The sequence below is a fragment of the Loktanella atrilutea genome (genome assembly GCF_900128995.1).
Lineage (GTDB): Bacteria > Pseudomonadota > Alphaproteobacteria > Rhodobacterales > Rhodobacteraceae > Loktanella > Loktanella atrilutea.
In genome coordinates this window covers 369,866-387,767 of record NZ_FQUE01000003.1, presented here as the reverse complement: position 1 = coordinate 387,767, position 17,902 = coordinate 369,866, and the positions used below count along the sequence as shown (strand labels likewise).

Genomic DNA, 17,902 nt, shown 5'->3' with positions numbered 1-17,902 from the left:
TCTATTCCAAGGAATGCGACTGTCATTTCCCTCTCCATTCTGCTGCGTCACACCCGCAACGTTGCTGATGGCGGGAGAGACATCCATCCCATTAAATGGCGGGCCAAGTTCGGCGGCATGACGGTGCCGGAGGCCAAGCGGCTGAAGACACTCGAGGACGAGAACGCCAGGCTAAAGAAGCTTTTGGCCGAACAGATGCTGGATCTGGCGGCGATGAAGGATCTGGTTTCAAAAAAGTGGCAGGGCCCGCCGGGAAGCGCGAAGCCGTTGCGTATCTTCGGGCCGAGCATGGCCTGTCGGAACGGCGGGCCTGCCACATCGTCGGCGCAGATCGCACGATGATCCGCTATCGCTCTCGGCGTCCCCCGGACACGGTCCTGCGCGGTCGGTTGCGCGATCTGGCCAACGCGCGTCGGCGGTTCGGTGACCAACGCCTGGAGGATGACCTTCCGGAAGCGTCAAAGCGCAAGCGCGAAAACATCGCGGAAGCGATCGAGAACAATGTGCGAAAGCTCATCATCAAGGAAACGCCGGTTAACCCTCGATTCTACGAGAAAATGTCCGATCTGCTTTCTGACCTCGTTCTACAAAGGCGAAACGACGCGATCGAATACGCCGAGTATCTTGAGCGCATCAAAGAGATGGTAACGCAGGCGAAAGCGGGCCATGGCAATGTGTATCCGGAGAGCATGACGACTGCGGGGAAGAAGGCCCTCTTTGATAACCTCGATGGTGATGAGGATTTGGCCATGAAGGTCGATCAGGCTGTCCGAGACACGGCACCCTTCGGGTGGCGCGGCAATGCCATGAAGGAACGAAAGATTCGCCGCAGTCTGGAGCCCTTCTTTGATGACCCCGTCAAAATGGAGCGGATCTTCGAGATCCTGAAGAACCAGAATGAATATTGAGGTTGCGGAGATCGGCGGTGTCGATGTCGAAATAGTTCGCAAAAACATTAAGAACCTTCACATAGGATGCTACCCTCCCGCAGGCAGAGTTCGGGTCGCCGCCCCGGAGAGGGTAAGTGGCGAGGCCATTCGTGTCGCCGTGCTCACAAGAATGTCGTGGATTAGAAGGAAGCAGGCCCAGTTCCTGAGCCAGCCTCGTCAGCCTGTTCGGAAGTATGTCTCAGGGGAGACGCACTTCTATTTCGGTCGTCCCCTCCGGCTCGAAGTTGAAGAGTGGGACAAGCAGGTCCATCGTATCGTGCGATCCGGAGCCGATCGCTTGATCCTCAAAGTTCCATCCGGGGCTGATACCGGTCAACGGGAGCGCTGGATGGCATCCTGGATGAAAAACCGGCTTCGTGACTGGGCGCTGCCAAGGTTCGATACTTGGACCACACGGCTTGGTGTGCATCCCGATTGGTGGGGCATCCGTCCCATGAAAACGAAATGGGGCAGCTGCAACACCGACAAACGGATCATCTGGTTGAACTCTTCGCTCGTAAAGAAGCCAGAGAGTATGATCGACTATGTGATCTTGCACGAACTCGCCCACCTGATCTCGCCTCGGCACGATCAGAGATTCACTGCCGTTCTCGACCGGGAAATGCCGCGGTGGCGGAGTGTGCGCAATGAACTGAACGCCCTACCGCTGGAAGCGTGGATCGACTGAAGTCAGAAACGCTCGGCGCTGATAACGCGCAAACCTTCGCGCAAATCGCGCAAACTTATGGGGATCGCGCACGATTATGCGCGATCCTACACTTGATCAGAAATCGAGATTTTCGACGTTGAGCGCGTTGTCTTGGATGAAAGCGCGGCGGGGTTCGACGACGTCACCCATCAGTTTGGTGAACAGGTCGTCCGCCTCGGCCACGTCGTCCACCTTGACTTGCAAAAGCGTCCGCGCGTCGGGGTCGAGGGTCGTTTCCCACAGTTGCTCTGGGTTCATCTCTCCCAAACCCTTGTAGCGTTGCAGCGACAAACCTCGCTCGCCTTCTTCCAGGATCGCGGCCAGCAAATCGAGCGGCCCGTGAATCAATTGGCTGCGATCCTTCCGCACCAGCGTCGCGGGCAGATCGTAGACATCCTGCAGCGCCTGCGTGAAAGTGCCGGTCTTGCGCGCCTCGCCGGACCGCAGCAAGCCGCCGTCGAGGGTGCGGACCTCCTCCACCCCGCGCAGGATCCGCGCAAGGCGGATGCCGTGGTCCTGCGTGATCCGGCCCTGCCACCCACGCTCCCATTCCAGCGCGATGAGGTTCAGACGCTGCGCCACCTTGTCTGCAACGCCCTGCAGGTTTTCGGCCACCGCGCCGGGCGCGAAGGCGCCGGCGATCGCCGCCTGCTCGAGGATGTGACGTGGATAATGCGTCGGGAAGGCGTCGAGCACGCGGCGCAGCTGGCGTGCATCCTCGACCACGCGTCGCAGATCGGCGCCCGTGATCTCCTCGCCGTTGCCCTGCCGCAGCATGGCCCCCTCGATCCCCTGCTCGATCAGGAACTCGTCCATTGCCGCCTGATCCTTGAGATAGACCTCGGACTTGCCCCGCGACACTTTGTAAAGCGGTGGCTGGGCGATGTAGAGGTAGCCGCCCTCGATCAGTTCCGGCATCTGGCGGAAGAAGAAGGTCAGAAGCAGGGTGCGGATATGCGCCCCGTCCACGTCGGCGTCGGTCATGATGATGACCTTGTGATAGCGCAGCTTGGCGATGTTGAACTCGTCACGCCCGATGCCGGTGCCGAGCGCCATGACGAGGTTGCCGATCTCCTGGCTGCCCAGCATCCGGTCGAAGCGGGCGCGCTCCACGTTCAGGATCTTGCCCTTCAGCGGCAGGATCGCCTGCGTGCCCCGGTCGCGCCCCGTCTGGGCCGATCCGCCAGCAGAGTCACCCTCAACCAGAAAGACTTCGGTTTTAGACGGGTCCTTTTCGGAGCAATCCTTCAGCTTGCCGGCAAGGAAGTTCACGTCCATCGCCGTCTTGCGCCGGGTCAGATCACGGGCCTTGCGGGCCGCCTCTCGGGCGAGCGCCGCCTCCACGATCTTGCCGACGACGATCTTTGCGATGGACGGATTTTCCTCGAACCATTCGGCCAGCTTCTCGCCCACCAGGTTCTCGACTGCCGGGCGCACCTCGGACGACACCAGCTTGTCCTTGGTCTGGCTGGAAAATTTCGGATCGGGCACCTTCACCGACAGCACGCAGGTGAGCCCCTCGCGCGCGTCGTCGCCGGTGAAGCTGACCTTCTCCTTCTTGGCGATGCCGCTGGTCTGGGCGTAGTTGTTGATCGTCCGGGTCAGGGCGGCGCGGAAACCGGCCATGTGGGTGCCGCCGTCGCGCTGCGGGATGTTGTTGGTAAACGGCAGCACCATCTCGTTGTAGCTGTCGTTCCACCACATCGCGACTTCGATGCCGATGTCGTCACGCTCGCCGCGGACATAGATTGGCTCCGGCAGGATCGAGGATTTCGACCGGTCGAGGTATTTGACGAATTCCTTCACGCCGCCTTCGTAGAACAGTTCCGTGCGCAGCGGCTCGGCCGGGCGCTCGTCCTCGAGGATGATGCGGACGCCGGAGTTCAGGAACGCCAGTTCGCGCAGACGCTTTTCCAGCGTATGAAAGTCGTAGTCGCGGTTGCTGAAGGTCGCCATGCTGGCGAGAAACCGCACCTCCGTCCCCTTGCGACCGTTCGCGTCGCCGACGACCCGTAGGGATTCGGTCGTATAGCCGCCCTCGAACCGGGCGTAGTGTTCCTTGCCATTGCGCCAGATCCGCAACTCCAGATAGTCGGACAGGGCGTTCACGACGGACACGCCGACACCGTGCAGACCGCCGGATACCTTGTAGGAGTTGCTGTCGAACTTCCCGCCTGCATGAAGTTGGGTCATGATGACCTCGGCGGCCGACACGCCCTCTTCCTTGTGCATATCGACGGGAATGCCGCGTCCGTTGTCGCCGACGGAAACGCTGCCATCGGCATGAATCTTCACGCTGACATGGTCCGCGTGACCGGCCAGCGCTTCGTCGATGCCATTGTCAACGACCTCGTAGACCATGTGGTGCAGACCGGACCCGTCGTCGGTGTCACCGATATACATGCCGGGCCGCTTGCGAACTGCCTCCAACCCCTTCAGAACCTTGATGGAATCGGCGCCGTAAGCGGCATTTTCGGCGGTGTCGTCGGACATGCGGGAATTTCCTGTCTATTACCCGCAAAATATATGCTTTTTGTCAGGCTATGTCACGCCTAACGCACCATATTTTGTGTTCCACCGCGCCACTGCCCGTCAATCATGAAAGGCCCGCTTCAGGTTCAGCGCCGGGCGCAGCACGGCAGGGTCCGTCTCGACCAGCGCTGACAGCCGGGCAGAGGTTACATCGGCCTCCGTCAGGTCGGCTCCGGTCAGCCGCGCGCCGGTCAGGTCGGCCCCCGCAAGATTGGCCGTCGACAGGTCGGCACCGCTGAAATCCGTATCCGTCAGCGTCGCGAAGCTCAGCACCGTCCGCACGAGGCGGGCACCGGTAAAGTCCGCGCCCCGCGCGTTCGCCCCGGTCAGGTCGCCCCGCATCAGCCCCATCGATTGGTTGCCCAATTCGGCCCCGAGGTCGGCACCCACGAAGATCGCGCCGGTCAGATCGGCCTTGTTGAAGTTCCCGGCGGCGCGGGCATCCGTGAAATCCGCGCTCTTCAGCGACGCGCCGATCAACTGCGCCTGAAACAGGCTGGCCCCGCGGAGGGATGCGCCATCCATCCGCGCCTTCAGCAGCCACGCCTGATCGAGATTGGCGCCATCCAGCAATGCACCAGTCAGATCAGCGCCGTTCAACCGGGCCAGACGCAGGTTAACACCCTTGAAATTGACCCCCGACAGGTCGAGCCCGTTCAACCGGGCGCCACTCAGATCGGCATGGGGGGCGGCAAGGGCGGCGATCACCTCGTCCCGCGTCATCGTGGCCTCTGTCATTGCGGGCGAGGTCAGATCGACGCCGGCCATGATGGACTGGGCCGAGATCGGTGCGCCAATCAGCGACAGCAGTATGGCGGCAGATGTCAGTCGCATGGATCGTTCCCTTGGCACATGGGAAAGCCTAGCAAGGGATCAATCGTCATAGCCAGTCATCAGAATGGCGGACCAACTTAGACGAAGGGGATAACGCATCCGACGGCGATCAGCAGCCCGCCCGCAATTCTGTTGGTCCGCCGCACGGCAGAGGGCGATGTCAAAAGCGCCCGCGCACGTCCGAAAAAGAAGGCGAGGATCAGGTTTCCCGTCAGGGGCACGATCAGTGACAGAAAGCAGATCGCAGCGATGTCCGGCGCGGTCAGCCGCGTCAGGTCAAAGAAGCCGGGCAACACGCCCATGTAGAACAGGATCGCCTTGGGATTGCCGAGGATGACCGCCACCCCCGCAAGGAAGCCGGCCCACATGCCGGGACGCGTCAGACGGCTGTCGGATCCTATGGACCGGCCTGCGTTGCGGATGATCAGCACCCCCATGACGACAAAGGTCACGCTGGCCACCCAGCGCAGCACGACCATGAAATCGGCGTAGACCGACACGATCCACGTCACGCCGAGGATCGCCAGCAACGGCCAAAGCACGTCACCCACGACAACCCCCAGCGCCAGCGGCCAGGCCGCGTTGAACCCGCCGGACAGGGTGCGCGCGATCAGCGCCACCCAGACCGGGCCGGGCGTAAGGAACAGCGCAAAGAGTGCCGCCGCATAAAGCGCCATGTCCCCCAGTGTGATCGTCATCTCAGCCCTAACCCCGCCATTCTGACGGGATATGCAAGCGCGGACGCGTGCGATTCAGCATGCGGTTTCGGATGGCTCCCTGTCATTGCACCTCGCCTTCCGACACGACGGACCCATCCGGACCTTCGATCACAGCCAGATACTGGGCCCGTCCGCCAAGGGCTTCGAACAGCTGGATCTCCGTCCCGGTCATCCACGCCTGCGCACCCAGCGCGCAGACCTCGTCATAAAGCGCTGCGCGCCGCGCGGTGTCCAGATGGGCCGCAACCTCGTCCAGCAGCAGGACGGGCGGCTGTCCCGTCCCGGCTTTCAGCGCACGGGCATTCGCCAGGATAAGGCTGATCAACAGCGCCTTTTGCTCTCCGGTGGAACAGTCGCGCGCCGGCACGTCCTTGTCCGCATAAACGGCATCCAGATCGCTGCGATGCGGCCCCGAAAGTGTGCGCCCCGCCGCCAGATCACGCGCGCGGCCAGCGGCGAAAGCCTCGCGCAACGCGTCCTCGCCCTGCGCATCTTCGCCACCTTCGATCAGGGTCAGGGTGGCGGCAGGGAAGGCGGTCAGCGCATCCTCTTGCGCTGCCATCAGGGCCGTGATGGCCGTCCGGCGGTTCGCCTGCACCGCCGCGCCCGCCTCGGCCATGCTCGCCTCCAGCGCGGCATACCAATGCGCATCGCGGACCATGTCCTTCAGCAGACGGTTACGCTCGCGCATGGCTTTCTCATAGCGCAATGTCGCTTCCGCATGGGACGGTACGAAACTCAGGGTCGCGCGATCGAGGAACCGCCGCCGTCCCTCTGCCCCCTCGATCCACAGCCGGTCCATCGCCGGGACGAGCCAGAGCACACGGAGGATGGCGGCCAGCGCCGTTTGTGTTGTGGCCTTGCCGTCGACCTGGACGCTGCGCGACTGGCCTGCCTCGGCCCCGGTGACGATCTCGAACGCCTGCCGGTCCGCGACCACATCGGCAAAGACCTTCCAGCCCAGCGCCTCTGGCCGGCGCACGAGGTCGTCCGCTCCCGCCCGTCGCAGCCCGCGCCCCGGCGACAACAGCGATACCGCCTCCAGCAGATTGGTCTTGCCAGCACCGTTGGGTCCATGGATCGCCACGGGGCGACCGTCGGTCACAACCTCCGCCCGCCTGTGCGAGCGGAAATGCGACATCTGCAATCGCGCGACCCGTACCCCCGTCATCGCGGGTCCGCCCTTCTTCTCGTCAAAAATACCTCCGCCGGAGGCTCGGTTCTGTCAAGAACCGAAATCCTAGACCCGCATCGGCATGACGACATAGACGGCAGACATGTCGTTGCCTTCGCGCATCAGGGTCGGGTCGGCGGAACCGTTGAACATGAAGACCGCATTCTCGCGGTCCACCTGACTCGCGATTTCCAGCAGGTATTTCGCGTTGAAGCCGATCTCCAGTCGTTCGTCCGTATAGGCCACGGCCAGCTCTTCCTCTGCAGCTCCCGAATCCGGCGCGTTTACAGACAGGATCAGGCGATCCTCGTCCAGCTGCAGCTTGACCGCCCGACTGCGTTCGCTGCTGACGGTGGCGACGCGGTCCACGGCGCGGGCGAATTCGGCGGCATCGACCTCCATCCGGCGGGTGTTGCCCTGCGGAATGACCCGCGTGTAGTCCGGAAATGTGCCATCGATGACCTTGGAGGTCAGCGTGATGTCTGGCGTGGCAAAGCGCACCTTGGTCTCGGACACGCTCACCGCCACCTGCAGATCGTCGTCGTCCAAGAGCTTGCGCAACTCGCCCACCGTCTTGCGCGGAACGATGATGCCGGCCATGCCGGCGGCGCCTTCAGGCAGGGACGCATCGATGCGGGCCAGACGGTGGCCGTCGGTCGCCACGCAACGCAGCACCTGCCCATCCTCGCCGTCGGCCACGTGCATGTAGACACCATTCAGGTAATACCGCGTCTCCTCGGTCGAGATCGCGAATTTCGCTTTGTCGAACAGCCGGCGCAATACTGGCGCCGGGGCGCTGAAATTGGTGGTATAGTCGGACGTGGCCATGACCGGGAAATCCTCGCGCGGCAACGTCGCGAGAGAGAAGTTCGACCGGCCCGCCTGAATTGTGAGCCGTCCGCTGGCGCCATCCTCGGTCAGGGTGACAAGGGAACCGTCAGGCAACTTGCGTACGATCTCGTTCAGGGTGACGGCGGCGACGGTGGTCGCCCCTGCGCGGTCCACCTTGGCGGGGGCGCGGTCCACGACCTCGATATCAAGATCGGTCGCCCGGAACTGAACCGTGTCGCCCTCCGCCTCGATCAGCACATTGGCGAGGATCGGGATGGTGTTGCGGCGTTCCACGACCGATTGCGCCTGTGCCACGGCCTTGAGCAGGCTCGCCCGTTCGATGGAAAATTTCATAGGTCTCGCTCCGCCGTTGCTCCCGAGGTCCGGGACCGCGACGCTACCGCTTTTTGCGTGATGCTCAAGATGTTTCGGGTGATTTTGCGACGACTGTGGCGTGCTTACTGTTCCAGTGCGCGCCGCAGGATGTCGAGGTCGTCCGCGATCTGGCTGTCGGTCTGGCGCAACTCTTCGATTCGCTTCACGCCGTGCATCACCGTGGTGTGGTCACGCTTGCCGAACCGGCGGCCGATGTCGGGCAGGGACCGGCTGGTCAACGTCTTTGACAGGAACATCGCGACCTGCCGGGGCCGGGCGAAATTGCGCACCCGCTTCGGCCCGACCATGTCGGACAGGCGGATGTTGTAGTATTCGCTGACCTTGCGCTGGATCTCCTCGACGCTGACCTTGCGGTCGTTGGCCCGCAGGATGTCGGACAGGCAGTCCTGCGCCTGTTCCAGGTCGATGTCGCGCCCCACGAGGCTTGCATGGGCGAACAGGCGGACCAGCGCACCTTCGAGCACGCGCACATTGCTGGTGATCTTGTGGGCAAGGTATTCCAGCACGCCGGGTGCGATCTTCAGTCCCGGATAGATCTCCTGCTGACGCGCCACCTTGGACTGAAGCACACCAAGTCGCAGTTCAAAGTCCGTCGGATGCAGGTCCACGACCAGCCCGCACTGCAGGCGGGACCGCATGCGATCCTCCATCTCCTTGATCTCGCCCGGTGCGCGGTCGCCGGAAATGATGACCTGCTTGCGTGCGTCGACGAGTGCGTTGAACGTGTGAAAGAACTCCTCCTGCGTGGAATCCTTGCCGCCCATGAACTGCACGTCATCGACCATCAGGATGTCGACGGACCGCAACGCATGCTTGAATTCCATCATCTTGCGTTCGCGCAACGCCGTGATGAAGCGGTACATGAACCGCTCGGCCGACATGTAAAGCACGCGCAGTTCCGGCTGGCGCCGGGCCAGTTCGTTGGCAATGGCGTGCATCAGGTGGGTCTTGCCGAGGCCGACGCCGGAATAGAGGAAAAGGGGATTGAACGTCACAGGCCCCCCTTCCGCCACACGGCGGGCGGCGGCGTGGGCCAGTTCGTTGGGCTTGCCCACGACGAAGGTGTCAAAGGTCTGCTGGGGATCGATCGGCAGGCCCAGTGGGTCCTGGTCATCGCCAAAGGCAGAGGTCGCGACCTTGGCCGCCGTCGCCGCGACGGGGCGCGGCATGGCCGGATCGCGCCGGGTCGCGGAGACTTCGAAGCGCAGACGTTCGACAGCCTTTCCCGCACGGTTGAAGCCATAGACGATCTGATCGCTGAAATGCTGATCGACATAGTTGCCGATGAAAGTGGTCGGAACCTCGAAACAGGCAGTCCGGTTCTCGATTCCCGAGAAGCTCAGGGATGCGATCCAGCTCTGGAACTTAGCCTTGCTCATCTCCTTTTCCAGATCCGCCAGTACATGCCCCCACACGTCGTCGCTCATCTTTTTCTTCTTCCAATACAAAAACCTGCCCACGGACCCGTTCAGCCCGTCACGTCCACATGCCGCCCCGCGTCCGCCCAAGTCGCGCCCGCCGCAGCAGCGGGACGGGACGGGGCGGACCACATGCAGTGCCGCCGCGCTGCAACATCGCTCCGACCGGCGGAACGTGCGCATCGCGGCCACACGCAGAAGGATCACGGACACGACGACAGGCCACGGCAAAAGCCGCGTCTTCGGTCGGTAGGCCGACCGATGAAACCATGATCGCGTCATGGCCTGACAGTCTGGCAGCATGGATCACGGCGGCTGAAACGGCAGTGACTGTCAGGTCAGTTCCACGACCCTGTCACGTTTGGCCTGCGCCGCGATCCCCCATGTCCCCCCCGGAACGATGTGAATCGCACGGTCAATCTAGCAAGGGGTGCGCGGCACCCACAACCGAACAACGCGCTTGACTCATATCCAGAGGATTAAGAATCTCGGACGTCTTTGAAACGTCACAAAACTTTTCGTACGGGCCCGCAGGACAAAAAAAACGCACCCCGAAGGGTGCGTCTGGAACACGTGCAAACCGGCCACAGCGGGCCGGCGGAGGCTGCGTCACGCCAATGCTTTGACGCGGCTGGACAGGCGCGACATCTTGCGCGCGGCGGTGTTCTTGTGAACGACACCCTTGCTGACGCCACGCATCAGTTCGGGCTGTGCAGCCTTCAGCGCTGCGGCTGCGGCATCCTGATCACCAGAGGCAATCGCCTCCTCGACAGAGCGGAGGAACGTGCGGATACGCGAGCGGCGCATCTTGTTGACGGCAAAGCGAGCTTCGTTCTGCTTCGCGCGCTTCTTGGACTGTGGAGTGTTTGCCATGGGTCTGGGCCTTTTCAGATGTGAGGTCGCTACAAAATTCTTCGCAAGCGCCGAGAGGCCCACCGGGTTCATTACCGGAATGATCTGCCAGAGCGGGCATCACGCGCATGTCGCGGGGCGGATAGACCGCCGCCGCGCAGAATGCAAGCGCTACTTGTCGCGAAACTGCGCTTCGCGCTTTTCCGCAAAGGCAGCCATGCCTTCCTTCTGGTCCTGAGTCGCAAAAAGACCGTAGAAGCAGCGACGCTCGTAATTCAGGCCCTCTGCCAGCGTCGTCTCGAAGGCGCGGTTGACGGTATCCTTGGCCGTCATGGCTGCCAGCAGGGACTTCGCCGCGATCTTCTGCGCGGCCCCGCGCGCTTCGTCCATCAGCTTCTTGGCTGGCACGACCCGACTGACAAGGCCGGATGTCAGCGCCTCTTCGGCGTCCATGAAACGACCGGTCAGGTTCATGTCCATTGCCTTCGACTTGCCGACATACCGCGCCAGACGTTGGGTGCCGCCCATCCCGGCGATGACGCCAAGGTTGATCTCGGGCTGGCCGAACTTCGCTGTATCCGACGCGATGATGAAGTCGCACATCATCGCAAGCTCGCAACCGCCGCCCAGCGCGTATCCCGACACGGCGGCGATGATCGGCTTGCGGATCGCCTCGATCCGGCGTGACGGTTCCTGAAAGATTGCCTGCGACGTCATCTCGACAAAGGTCTTGTCTGCCATCTCGGTGATATCGGCACCGGCGGCAAAGGCCTTTTCCGATCCCGTGACGATGATGCAGCGCACCTTGTCGGATCCGTCTGCCTCTTCCAGCGCCATGCAAAGCTCGCCCAGCAGCTTCTGGTTCAGGGCGTTCAGGGCGTCGGGCCGGTTCAGCCGGATCACGGCAATATCGTCGGAGGTGTCGACGATGATGGTCTCGTAGGCCATGCGGCACTCCGTTTGACAGGTCAGACCCCATGTGATGCGCAAAAGTGCGGTGGCGTTCAAGCTATCTTTGACATCGCGGGCAAAAGAAGGACGATCGTCCCGATTGCACGATACGCGCGACAGTGCCGCCGCATCCGGGCGTGACGCAGGGTTCGCCCATCCGTCCGTAGACGGCGAAACCATGCTGAAAATAGCCCAACTCGCCATCCGCCTGCCGGTAATCGCGCAGGGAAGACCCGCCTGCGGCAATCGCCTCCTCCAACACCTGACGGATTAGGGGGACAAGCCCGGCTACCCGCGCGGCGGCGATCCGCCCGGCCTTGCGCGCGGGGTGGATGCCTGCGCGGTACAGCACCTCGCAGACATAGATGTTGCCCAGCCCCGCGACGATTCCCTGATCCAGCAAGGCGGACTTGACCGGCGTGTTACGGCCCTTCAGCCGGCCGACAAGGTAGTCCTCGTTGAAATCGTTGGCAAAGGGCTCTGGGCCCAGACCGCGCATCAGCCAGTGATCCTCGGCCTGATGCGTGCCCATCAGGTCCATCGCCCCGAAGCGGCGGGCGTCGTTGAACGTGATCCGCGCCCCCTGCCCCATATGCAGCACGACATGGTCATGCTTGGCCGGCGCCGGGTGATCGTAGTGGAACACGCCCGGGATCGCGCCGGAAATCAGCATCCGCCCCGACATGCCAAGGTGGATCAGCAGCGTCTCTCCGGTATCGAGGTCGGCGAGGATGTATTTCGACCGCCGTCGCAGCCGATTGATCGCGGCCCCCGTCAGCCGGTCTGCCATCCGGTCGGGGAAGGGCCAGCGCAGGTCCGGACGGTTCACCTCGGCCCGCGCGATGTGCTGCCCTTCCATCACGGGGACCAGCCCGCGACGCACTGTCTCGACCTCCGGCAATTCGGGCATGGGGTGTTCCTTAGGCAGGGGCGACGTTGTAGGACCGTCGCGGCACCCTACATCTGGGGCGACACAGACAGGACCGCAAGCCATGACCGACAGCGACAAGACCACCCACTTCGGCTTCGAAACCGTGCGCGAAGAGGACAAGGCGGGGCGGGTCCGTGGTGTCTTTTCCTCTGTCGCGAGCAAGTACGACATCATGAACGACGTGATGTCCGGTGGGGTCCACCGGCTCTGGAAGGACGCCATGATGGACTGGCTGGCGCCTCGCCCGGGCCAACGGCTGCTGGACGTGGCGGGCGGTACCGGCGACATCGCCTTTCGCTTCCTGAAGCGTGCTGGATCGGGCCATGCCACCGTGCTCGACCTGACAGAACCGATGCTGATCGCCGGCCGCCAGCGGGCCGAGGCCGAAAGCATGCATGACCAGCTGGACTGGGTCGTCGGCGACGCCATGGCGCTGCCGTTCGAGGACAACAGCTTCGACGTCTATACCATCAGCTTCGGCATCCGGAACGTCACCCGCCCGCAGGAGGCGCTGAACGAGGCCTACCGCGTGCTGCGCCCCGGCGGCCGCCTCATGGTGCTGGAATTCAGCCAGTTGCCCAACCCCCTGATGCAAAAGGCTTACGACGCCTACTCCTTCAACGTGATCCCGCGCATGGGGCAATTAATCGCGAACGACCGCGACAGCTATCAGTACCTCGTCGAATCGATCCGGAAGTTCGCCGATCAGGACACCTTTCTTGGCATGGTGCGCGCCGCGGGCTTCGACAACGCTAAATACCGCAACCTGACGATGGGCGTGGCCGCGCTGCACTCCGGCTGGAAGCTCTAGGTGCGCGGACCTCACAACATCATCCGCCTGATCCGGACCGGCGCGACCCTCGAACGTACGGGCGCGATGGCCGTCATCATGGACGCCTACGAGGCAGGCCCCCTGCTGCGGGCCGTGGTGCGCGGGGTCGTCTGGCCGTTCCAGTGGCTGGGCTACGCCGGCGATCCCGCCGTCCCGCCCGCGCCCCGCGCGCTGACCGCCCTCGGCCCCGCCTACATCAAGTTTGGCCAGGTCCTTTCCACCCGTCCCGACGTGGTGGGCGACGAGTTGGCCGTCCAACTGCGCGTCCTGCAGGACAAGCTTCCCCCCTTCTCGATCGAGGAGGCCAAGGCGGAAGTACAGCGCGAGCTGGGCGTGCCGGTTGATCAGGTCTTCTCCAGCTTCTCCGAACCGGTCGCCGCCGCCTCTCTGGCACAGGTGCACAAGGCGCATCTGGCCGACACGGGAGAGGCGGTTGCCGTCAAGATCCTGCGCCCCGGCATCGAACGCGCCTTCCGCCGCGACATCGATGCATTCTATTTCGCGGCCAAGGTGATCGAGGTGCTCTCGCCCTCGTCCCGCCGCCTGCGCCCGATGGAGGTCATCACCCACTTCGAAGGTGTGGTGATGGGCGAACTCGATCTGCGGCTCGAAAGCTCGGCCGCCGCCGAATTCGCCGCAAACACTGAAAAGGACGAAGGATTTCACGTCCCCTCGATCCGCTGGCACCTCTCGGGCCGCCGCGTGATGACACTGGATTGGGTCGAGGGAATAAGCGCCGGCGACAACGCGGCCATTGATGCCGCGGGGCTCGACCGTCGGGTACTGGCAGCGCGGGTGCTGCAACTGTTCCTGTCCCATGCCCTGCGCGACGGCTATTTTCACGGCGACATGCACCAGGGCAACCTGAAGATCGGGGCGAACGGTGACATCATCGCCTATGACTTCGGCATCATGGGGCGGATCGACGAATATACCCGCCGTGTCTATGCCGAGATCCTTTTCGGCTTTATCCGCAAGGACTATCAGCGCGTTGCTGAGGTCCACTTCGAGGCCGGTTACGTCCCATCCCACAAAGACGTCGACGAATTTGCCCGTGCGCTTCGCGCTGTCGGAGAGCCGATCTTCGGCATGGATGCCAGCCGCATTTCCATGGCGCGTCTGCTGTCCTATCTCTTCGAGGTGACGGAACGGTTCGGCATGGAAACACGGACCGAACTGATCCTCCTTCAACGGACGATGGTCGTGGTAGAGGGCGTGGCTCGCTCGATGGATCCGCACATGAACATCTGGCAGGCCGCACAACCGATCGTGACGGATTACGTCAGCAAATCGATCGGCCCCCGCGCGCTGTTGAACGACTTGCGCAAGGCCGCATTGGTCTTGTCGCGGTTCGGCCCGCAATTGCCGCGCCTCGCAGAGGAAGCGCTGATTCGCCTGAACAATCCGCCTCCGCCCCCGAAACCGCAGCGTCGTCGCGCCAGACTGGCATGGATGGCTTTGGGCGGCGCGATCATCGGCACCGCCTGGTTCGTGCAGGCCTTGGTCTAGGAAGGCTCCCGCACGGCGGTAACCTGCGACGCCGGGACGCTTCGCCCCCCGGCCAGTACCAATGTATTGACCCCGCCCGCGACCTGAACCTCGGTCACGCGGGCATAGATTTCCGACGGCTCCTCGGCCACGACCTTGCCTGCAGCGATGCTGACGGTGGCAAAGCTGTAGGATCCACGCGGCAGCGGTCCACCGTCCGTCGTCACTCCTGCCCAGGTGACAGGCGTGTTGTCCGTCGGAATCGGCAGTCGCTGTATTTCGTTGCCATCGCCGTCCCGCACGACGAGCTGCGCTGCATCGGCCCCACGTTGCACGTTCGGTACTACCGTCACCGGTGCGCCGTCGAAGAATGCAGGCACCGCTGCCCGCGCATCCATACCGACCCACCCCGCCAGTTGCGCAAGGCCGCCTGTATTCATCTGACCGGTCAGCGCGCGCAGAAGATCGTTGGTCTGCACCTGCTGTTCGACGCCCGAGAATGTCGCAAGCTGCGTCGCATAATCGGACGAATCAACCGGGTTGAGCGGATCCTGATTCTGCATCTGAACGGTCAGCATTTTCAGAAACGTCTCGAAGTCGGCACTGATATTGCTACCGGCCCCAGCCATGGCTGTCGCATTCGCCGCCGTGACCATCGCGGGCGGCGTCTGTACCTGTGTGACTGTCGTCATGCGAAATCCTTCCTAAAGTCGTAAATCAAGACTGCCATCGACGGTCAGCCGGGGAGGCGGCCTCACAGGAACCGCGGAAACAGCCTCGTCGCTGCTTGTCCCTTCGAGCAGCCCGCCCTCCGGCACAGCACGCCCGCCAGACCCCGCGGCCGACCTGTCCTGCCCGCTCCCGAATGCGAGTGTGACAGAAGTATAGCCAAGGCCCTTGAACTCCTGCTGCAGCACATCGACGTGTCTCCGCATCAGATCGGCCGTCTCTGGACGGTCCGCCACCACCACCATCGTGACGGTTTGGTCAAGGACCGTCACTCTCATCCGGACGCGACCCAGCTCCACCGGATCAAGCGCAACCTCTGTCGTTCCCTCCCCTTGCCGATGCAAGGACACCGACATCTGCCGTGCGACATGCTGTGCCAGCAACGGAGTCTGCGGTCGATTTGGTCCGGTATCGGCCGGTGCCACGTTAAGTGACCTCTCAGCACCTCCAGAGGTCGGTAGCAATTCCATCGCCTCCACGTCCGACAAGTTGGCTGACAAGTCCGTCAGCACGACTGCTGCCCCCCGCAGGACCGGTGCCGCCCGTACGACGGGCCCCGAATGCGCGATGTCTTTGCCAGCCATCGAACCATCGCGCCATTCCAATGGGCGGGCTCCATCGCGTCCACCATCCCCGATCGACTCCGCTGATTGGTGTTGTCCTTTACGCGCACCGCCCCTCAGTCGCAGCTGATCCACGAATGCCTTTTGGTCCAATACTGCTGACTGATTTCCGAGAGGCTTCGATTCTGCTTCAGCCGGTACGCGTGACAGCCAGACATCGTCACCCGTAAGTCCAGTATGTATCGCTTCGCTTGCAAGCTGTGTCGGTTCAACGTCTGGACCCACCGGACCCGCAGCAGACAGCGGGCCGCCGGCGCGCGCTGCCTGGACGCTCGGAACGACAGCTGCAGCGGCCTTCGGATCGGCCGTTTGCACCGCCGCCCCCCCTGGGACCGGCTCGTCGCCAGATACAAAACGTATCGAGGCGCTTGCCTTGAGCGACGTTTGCGAGAGGTCAACTCCATTACCTCTCGACCATCCCGCAACGCTTTGCGAATCATTCGGCAGAATTTTCAAGTCAGCTTTCAGTTCAGGTCCGTTTATGACCGTACTCTTAGGCAAAAAAGCTACGCCGGATCGACGCGCCATCGGCAAGGCGATCAAAGTAGAGATGGCACCGTCGGTCGTCCTGCCATCGAGACCCAAACAACTCGCTCCATCAACAGGCCGTTCAAAAGGAGCCGGTTCGTCAGTGCAGCGTCCTTCCGCCTCATCAGACTCGTCTTTGGTGTCGGACTCCTCCGCCGCACGTTCGGCATTGCCGGGATCGAATTCGCAGGTCCTTGCCTGAAGCATCGCCATGACCCCTCCGAAATCATTCCCGAGATCCCCTGTCGGCAATGTCGCGTCCGTCACCTGTCCCCGAACCGGGCCAGGGGCGGTCGATAAGACCAAGGGAATCTGCATCGCGTGACTTTCCTGTCGTGAACGCATCCCTTTTGGCTCAATAAGGTTACGAAAATTTTTACTGCTCTCGGGCACAACGGAAAAAATGCGATATCAGAGGTTCCGATGACACCGATCCCCGTTATGCCCGCCGCCGTGCCGCCCAAGACGGCCGCGTCGCCCCTGACCGATGATGCCCGTCTCCTCGCCGCGGCCAAAAAGCTGGAAGCGACCTTTTTGTCTGAAATGTTGAAATCTGCCGGTTTAGATGCCACTCGCGGGGCATTCGGCGGTGGTGAGGGCGAAGAAGGGTTCGCGTCATTCTTGCGTGACGCGCAGGCCGAGAACATGGTCGCGGCCGGCGGCATCGGATTGGCCGAATCGCTGTTCAACGCGATGAAGGCGCATGCCCATGCGTAAGCCGACCGAAGACGCGCTGTTGGCCCTGCTGCAAGAGGAACGAGCAGCCCTGCGCACAGGTGATCTGACCGCGCTGCCTACATTTGCTGCGCAAAAACTTGTCTTGGTCGAGGATATTCGGGTCCACCCGCGGAACCCTCAGCTGATCGACCGAATCACCCGCGACCTCAATCGCAACGCGGGCCTACTGGCAGCCGCAATGGACGGCATCACGGCAGCCCAACAAAGGCTTGGCGCCCTGCGGGCGGTGCGGAACGGGCTAAGCGTTTATACCGCTGGCGGCGACCGTCAAACGGTCGCGCAACGTCCGGACACGCTCGAACGCAAGGCCTGAACGGTTTCGTTCAAATTGTGCCGAACTTTCGTAGCGCCATTAACGCGCTGTTGAGAGTGGAACGGGCAACAAGATCACATCCAAAACGGATGATCTCGCCGCCGAAGATGCGGAAACCAGCGTCAGAATGACGTGTCCCTGCCCCGACAACTGGGGTGATTTCCCCACATGGCGATCAGCAAAATGCTGTCGCGAAAGGATTTAAAACATGGCCACCTTCCAGGCCCCGCCGTGGTGACCACCGCCTTTCACGACCTTCTTGCGCTTGATGATGATCGGTTGATTGCCGTGGGCTGCCATGGGTCTGATCCTCGTGTTGACGCGGCACGAGGGATGCGTTCAGGCGCCTGAACGCGGTGTTAATCGCGCAATCCG

16 protein-coding genes and 2 pseudogenes are annotated in these 17,902 nt (G+C 62.7%); 6 read left to right on the top strand and 12 right to left on the bottom strand.

What is annotated here, in order from left to right; genetic code table 11:
• Window positions 1-96: 96 nt before the first annotated feature.
• Window positions 97-437, top strand: a pseudogene (locus tag BUA54_RS20550) (transposase); the annotation flags it as partial.
• A gap of 460 nt (window positions 438-897) precedes the next feature.
• Window positions 898-1,617: a M48 family metallopeptidase gene (locus tag BUA54_RS09660; RefSeq protein WP_072857022.1), complete on the top strand. Its 720-nt coding sequence runs from the start codon at window positions 898-900 to the stop codon at window positions 1,615-1,617.
• Between the two features lie 96 nt (window positions 1,618-1,713).
• On the opposite strand, the gene gyrB is transcribed toward BUA54_RS09660, so the two are convergent.
• The 9 genes from gyrB to mutM form a co-directional block, all read right to left on the bottom strand.
• The gene (gene gyrB / locus BUA54_RS09655) at window positions 1,714-4,131 is read right to left on the bottom strand and encodes a DNA topoisomerase (ATP-hydrolyzing) subunit B (protein WP_072857021.1); all 2,418 of its coding nucleotides are present in this window, start codon (window positions 4,129-4,131) and stop codon (window positions 1,714-1,716) included.
• 99 nt (window positions 4,132-4,230) lie between these two features.
• On the bottom strand, window positions 4,231-5,004 hold the full coding sequence (locus BUA54_RS09650; protein WP_072857020.1) for a pentapeptide repeat-containing protein: 774 nt from the start codon (window positions 5,002-5,004) through the stop codon (window positions 4,231-4,233).
• A gap of 77 nt (window positions 5,005-5,081) precedes the next feature.
• A complete protein-coding gene (locus BUA54_RS09645; RefSeq protein WP_072857019.1) occupies window positions 5,082-5,702 on the bottom strand; it encodes a LysE family translocator in 621 nt (206 codons plus the stop codon).
• Between the two features lie 82 nt (window positions 5,703-5,784).
• Complete coding sequence (gene recF, locus BUA54_RS09640) at window positions 5,785-6,894, bottom strand: DNA replication/repair protein RecF (RefSeq protein ID WP_072857018.1); 1,110 nt, start codon at window positions 6,892-6,894, stop codon at window positions 5,785-5,787.
• Window positions 6,895-6,963: 69 nt separating this feature from the next.
• Window positions 6,964-8,082: a DNA polymerase III subunit beta gene (dnaN, locus tag BUA54_RS09635; protein WP_072857017.1), complete on the bottom strand. Its 1,119-nt coding sequence runs from the start codon at window positions 8,080-8,082 to the stop codon at window positions 6,964-6,966.
• Between the two features lie 104 nt (window positions 8,083-8,186).
• A complete protein-coding gene (dnaA, locus tag BUA54_RS09630; protein WP_072857016.1) occupies window positions 8,187-9,551 on the bottom strand; it encodes a chromosomal replication initiator protein DnaA in 1,365 nt (454 codons plus the stop codon).
• Between the two features lie 600 nt (window positions 9,552-10,151).
• Entirely contained in the window at window positions 10,152-10,415 is a 264-nt protein-coding gene (gene rpsT / locus BUA54_RS09625; protein ID WP_072857015.1) for a 30S ribosomal protein S20, read from the bottom strand.
• Between the two features lie 150 nt (window positions 10,416-10,565).
• Entirely contained in the window at window positions 10,566-11,342 is a 777-nt protein-coding gene (locus BUA54_RS09620) for an enoyl-CoA hydratase-related protein (protein WP_072857014.1), read from the bottom strand.
• A 61-nt stretch (window positions 11,343-11,403) separates the two neighbouring features.
• The gene (gene mutM / locus BUA54_RS09615; protein ID WP_072857013.1) at window positions 11,404-12,255 is read right to left on the bottom strand and encodes a bifunctional DNA-formamidopyrimidine glycosylase/DNA-(apurinic or apyrimidinic site) lyase; all 852 of its coding nucleotides are present in this window, start codon (window positions 12,253-12,255) and stop codon (window positions 11,404-11,406) included.
• Between the two features lie 82 nt (window positions 12,256-12,337).
• Here mutM and ubiE point away from each other — a divergent pair, with 82 nt between their 5' ends.
• Together ubiE and ubiB are read left to right on the top strand one after the other, a co-directional pair.
• Complete coding sequence (gene ubiE, locus BUA54_RS09610) at window positions 12,338-13,087, top strand: bifunctional demethylmenaquinone methyltransferase/2-methoxy-6-polyprenyl-1,4-benzoquinol methylase UbiE (RefSeq protein ID WP_072857012.1); 750 nt, start codon at window positions 12,338-12,340, stop codon at window positions 13,085-13,087.
• Window positions 13,088-14,617, top strand: a complete 1,530-nt coding sequence (gene ubiB, locus BUA54_RS09605) for a 2-polyprenylphenol 6-hydroxylase (RefSeq protein ID WP_072857011.1) — start codon at window positions 13,088-13,090, stop codon at window positions 14,615-14,617.
• On the opposite strand, the gene BUA54_RS09600 is transcribed toward ubiB, so the two are convergent.
• Window positions 14,614-15,288: a flagellar hook capping FlgD N-terminal domain-containing protein gene (locus BUA54_RS09600; RefSeq protein WP_072857010.1), complete on the bottom strand. Its 675-nt coding sequence runs from the start codon at window positions 15,286-15,288 to the stop codon at window positions 14,614-14,616. The two genes, ubiB and BUA54_RS09600, sit on opposite strands and share 4 nt — an antisense overlap.
• Window positions 15,289-15,300: 12 nt before the next feature.
• Window positions 15,301-16,689: a flagellar hook-length control protein FliK gene (locus tag BUA54_RS20545; RefSeq protein WP_178352734.1), complete on the bottom strand. Its 1,389-nt coding sequence runs from the start codon at window positions 16,687-16,689 to the stop codon at window positions 15,301-15,303.
• A gap of 210 nt (window positions 16,690-16,899) precedes the next feature.
• On the opposite strand from BUA54_RS20545, the gene BUA54_RS09590 reads away from it, so the two are divergent.
• On the top strand, window positions 16,900-17,193 hold the full coding sequence (locus BUA54_RS09590; RefSeq protein ID WP_072857008.1) for a rod-binding protein: 294 nt from the start codon (window positions 16,900-16,902) through the stop codon (window positions 17,191-17,193).
• Window positions 17,186-17,527, top strand: coding sequence for a hypothetical protein (locus tag BUA54_RS09585; protein ID WP_072857007.1), 342 nt, complete (start codon window positions 17,186-17,188; stop codon window positions 17,525-17,527). The genes BUA54_RS09590 and BUA54_RS09585 overlap by 8 nt, the downstream gene beginning before the upstream one ends.
• A gap of 210 nt (window positions 17,528-17,737) precedes the next feature.
• On the opposite strand, the pseudogene BUA54_RS20810 reads toward BUA54_RS09585, so the two are convergent.
• Window positions 17,738-17,827, bottom strand: a pseudogene (locus tag BUA54_RS20810) (chemotaxis protein MotB); the annotation flags it as partial.
• Window positions 17,828-17,902: the final 75 nt, after the last annotated feature.

Coding starts and splice junctions, on each gene's coding strand:
- dnaA (WP_072857016.1), bottom strand. CDS start 9,551: ATGAGCGACGACGTGTGGGGGCATGTACTGGCGGATCTGGAAAAGGAG.
- mutM (WP_072857013.1), bottom strand. CDS start 12,255: ATGCCCGAATTGCCGGAGGTCGAGACAGTGCGTCGCGGGCTGGTCCCC.
- BUA54_RS09660 (WP_072857022.1), top strand. CDS start 898: ATGAATATTGAGGTTGCGGAGATCGGCGGTGTCGATGTCGAAATAGTT.
- recF (WP_072857018.1), bottom strand. CDS start 6,894: ATGACGGGGGTACGGGTCGCGCGATTGCAGATGTCGCATTTCCGCTCG.
- gyrB (WP_072857021.1), bottom strand. CDS start 4,131: ATGTCCGACGACACCGCCGAAAATGCCGCTTACGGCGCCGATTCCATC.
- BUA54_RS09645 (WP_072857019.1), bottom strand. CDS start 5,702: ATGACGATCACACTGGGGGACATGGCGCTTTATGCGGCGGCACTCTTT.
- BUA54_RS09650 (WP_072857020.1), bottom strand. CDS start 5,004: ATGCGACTGACATCTGCCGCCATACTGCTGTCGCTGATTGGCGCACCG.
- BUA54_RS09590 (WP_072857008.1), top strand. CDS start 16,900: ATGACACCGATCCCCGTTATGCCCGCCGCCGTGCCGCCCAAGACGGCC.
- dnaN (WP_072857017.1), bottom strand. CDS start 8,082: ATGAAATTTTCCATCGAACGGGCGAGCCTGCTCAAGGCCGTGGCACAG.
- BUA54_RS09600 (WP_072857010.1), bottom strand. CDS start 15,288: ATGACGACAGTCACACAGGTACAGACGCCGCCCGCGATGGTCACGGCG.
- rpsT (WP_072857015.1), bottom strand. CDS start 10,415: ATGGCAAACACTCCACAGTCCAAGAAGCGCGCGAAGCAGAACGAAGCT.
- BUA54_RS09620 (WP_072857014.1), bottom strand. CDS start 11,342: ATGGCCTACGAGACCATCATCGTCGACACCTCCGACGATATTGCCGTG.
- ubiE (WP_072857012.1), top strand. CDS start 12,338: ATGACCGACAGCGACAAGACCACCCACTTCGGCTTCGAAACCGTGCGC.
- BUA54_RS20545 (WP_178352734.1), bottom strand. CDS start 16,689: ATGGCGATGCTTCAGGCAAGGACCTGCGAATTCGATCCCGGCAATGCC.
- BUA54_RS09585 (WP_072857007.1), top strand. CDS start 17,186: ATGCGTAAGCCGACCGAAGACGCGCTGTTGGCCCTGCTGCAAGAGGAA.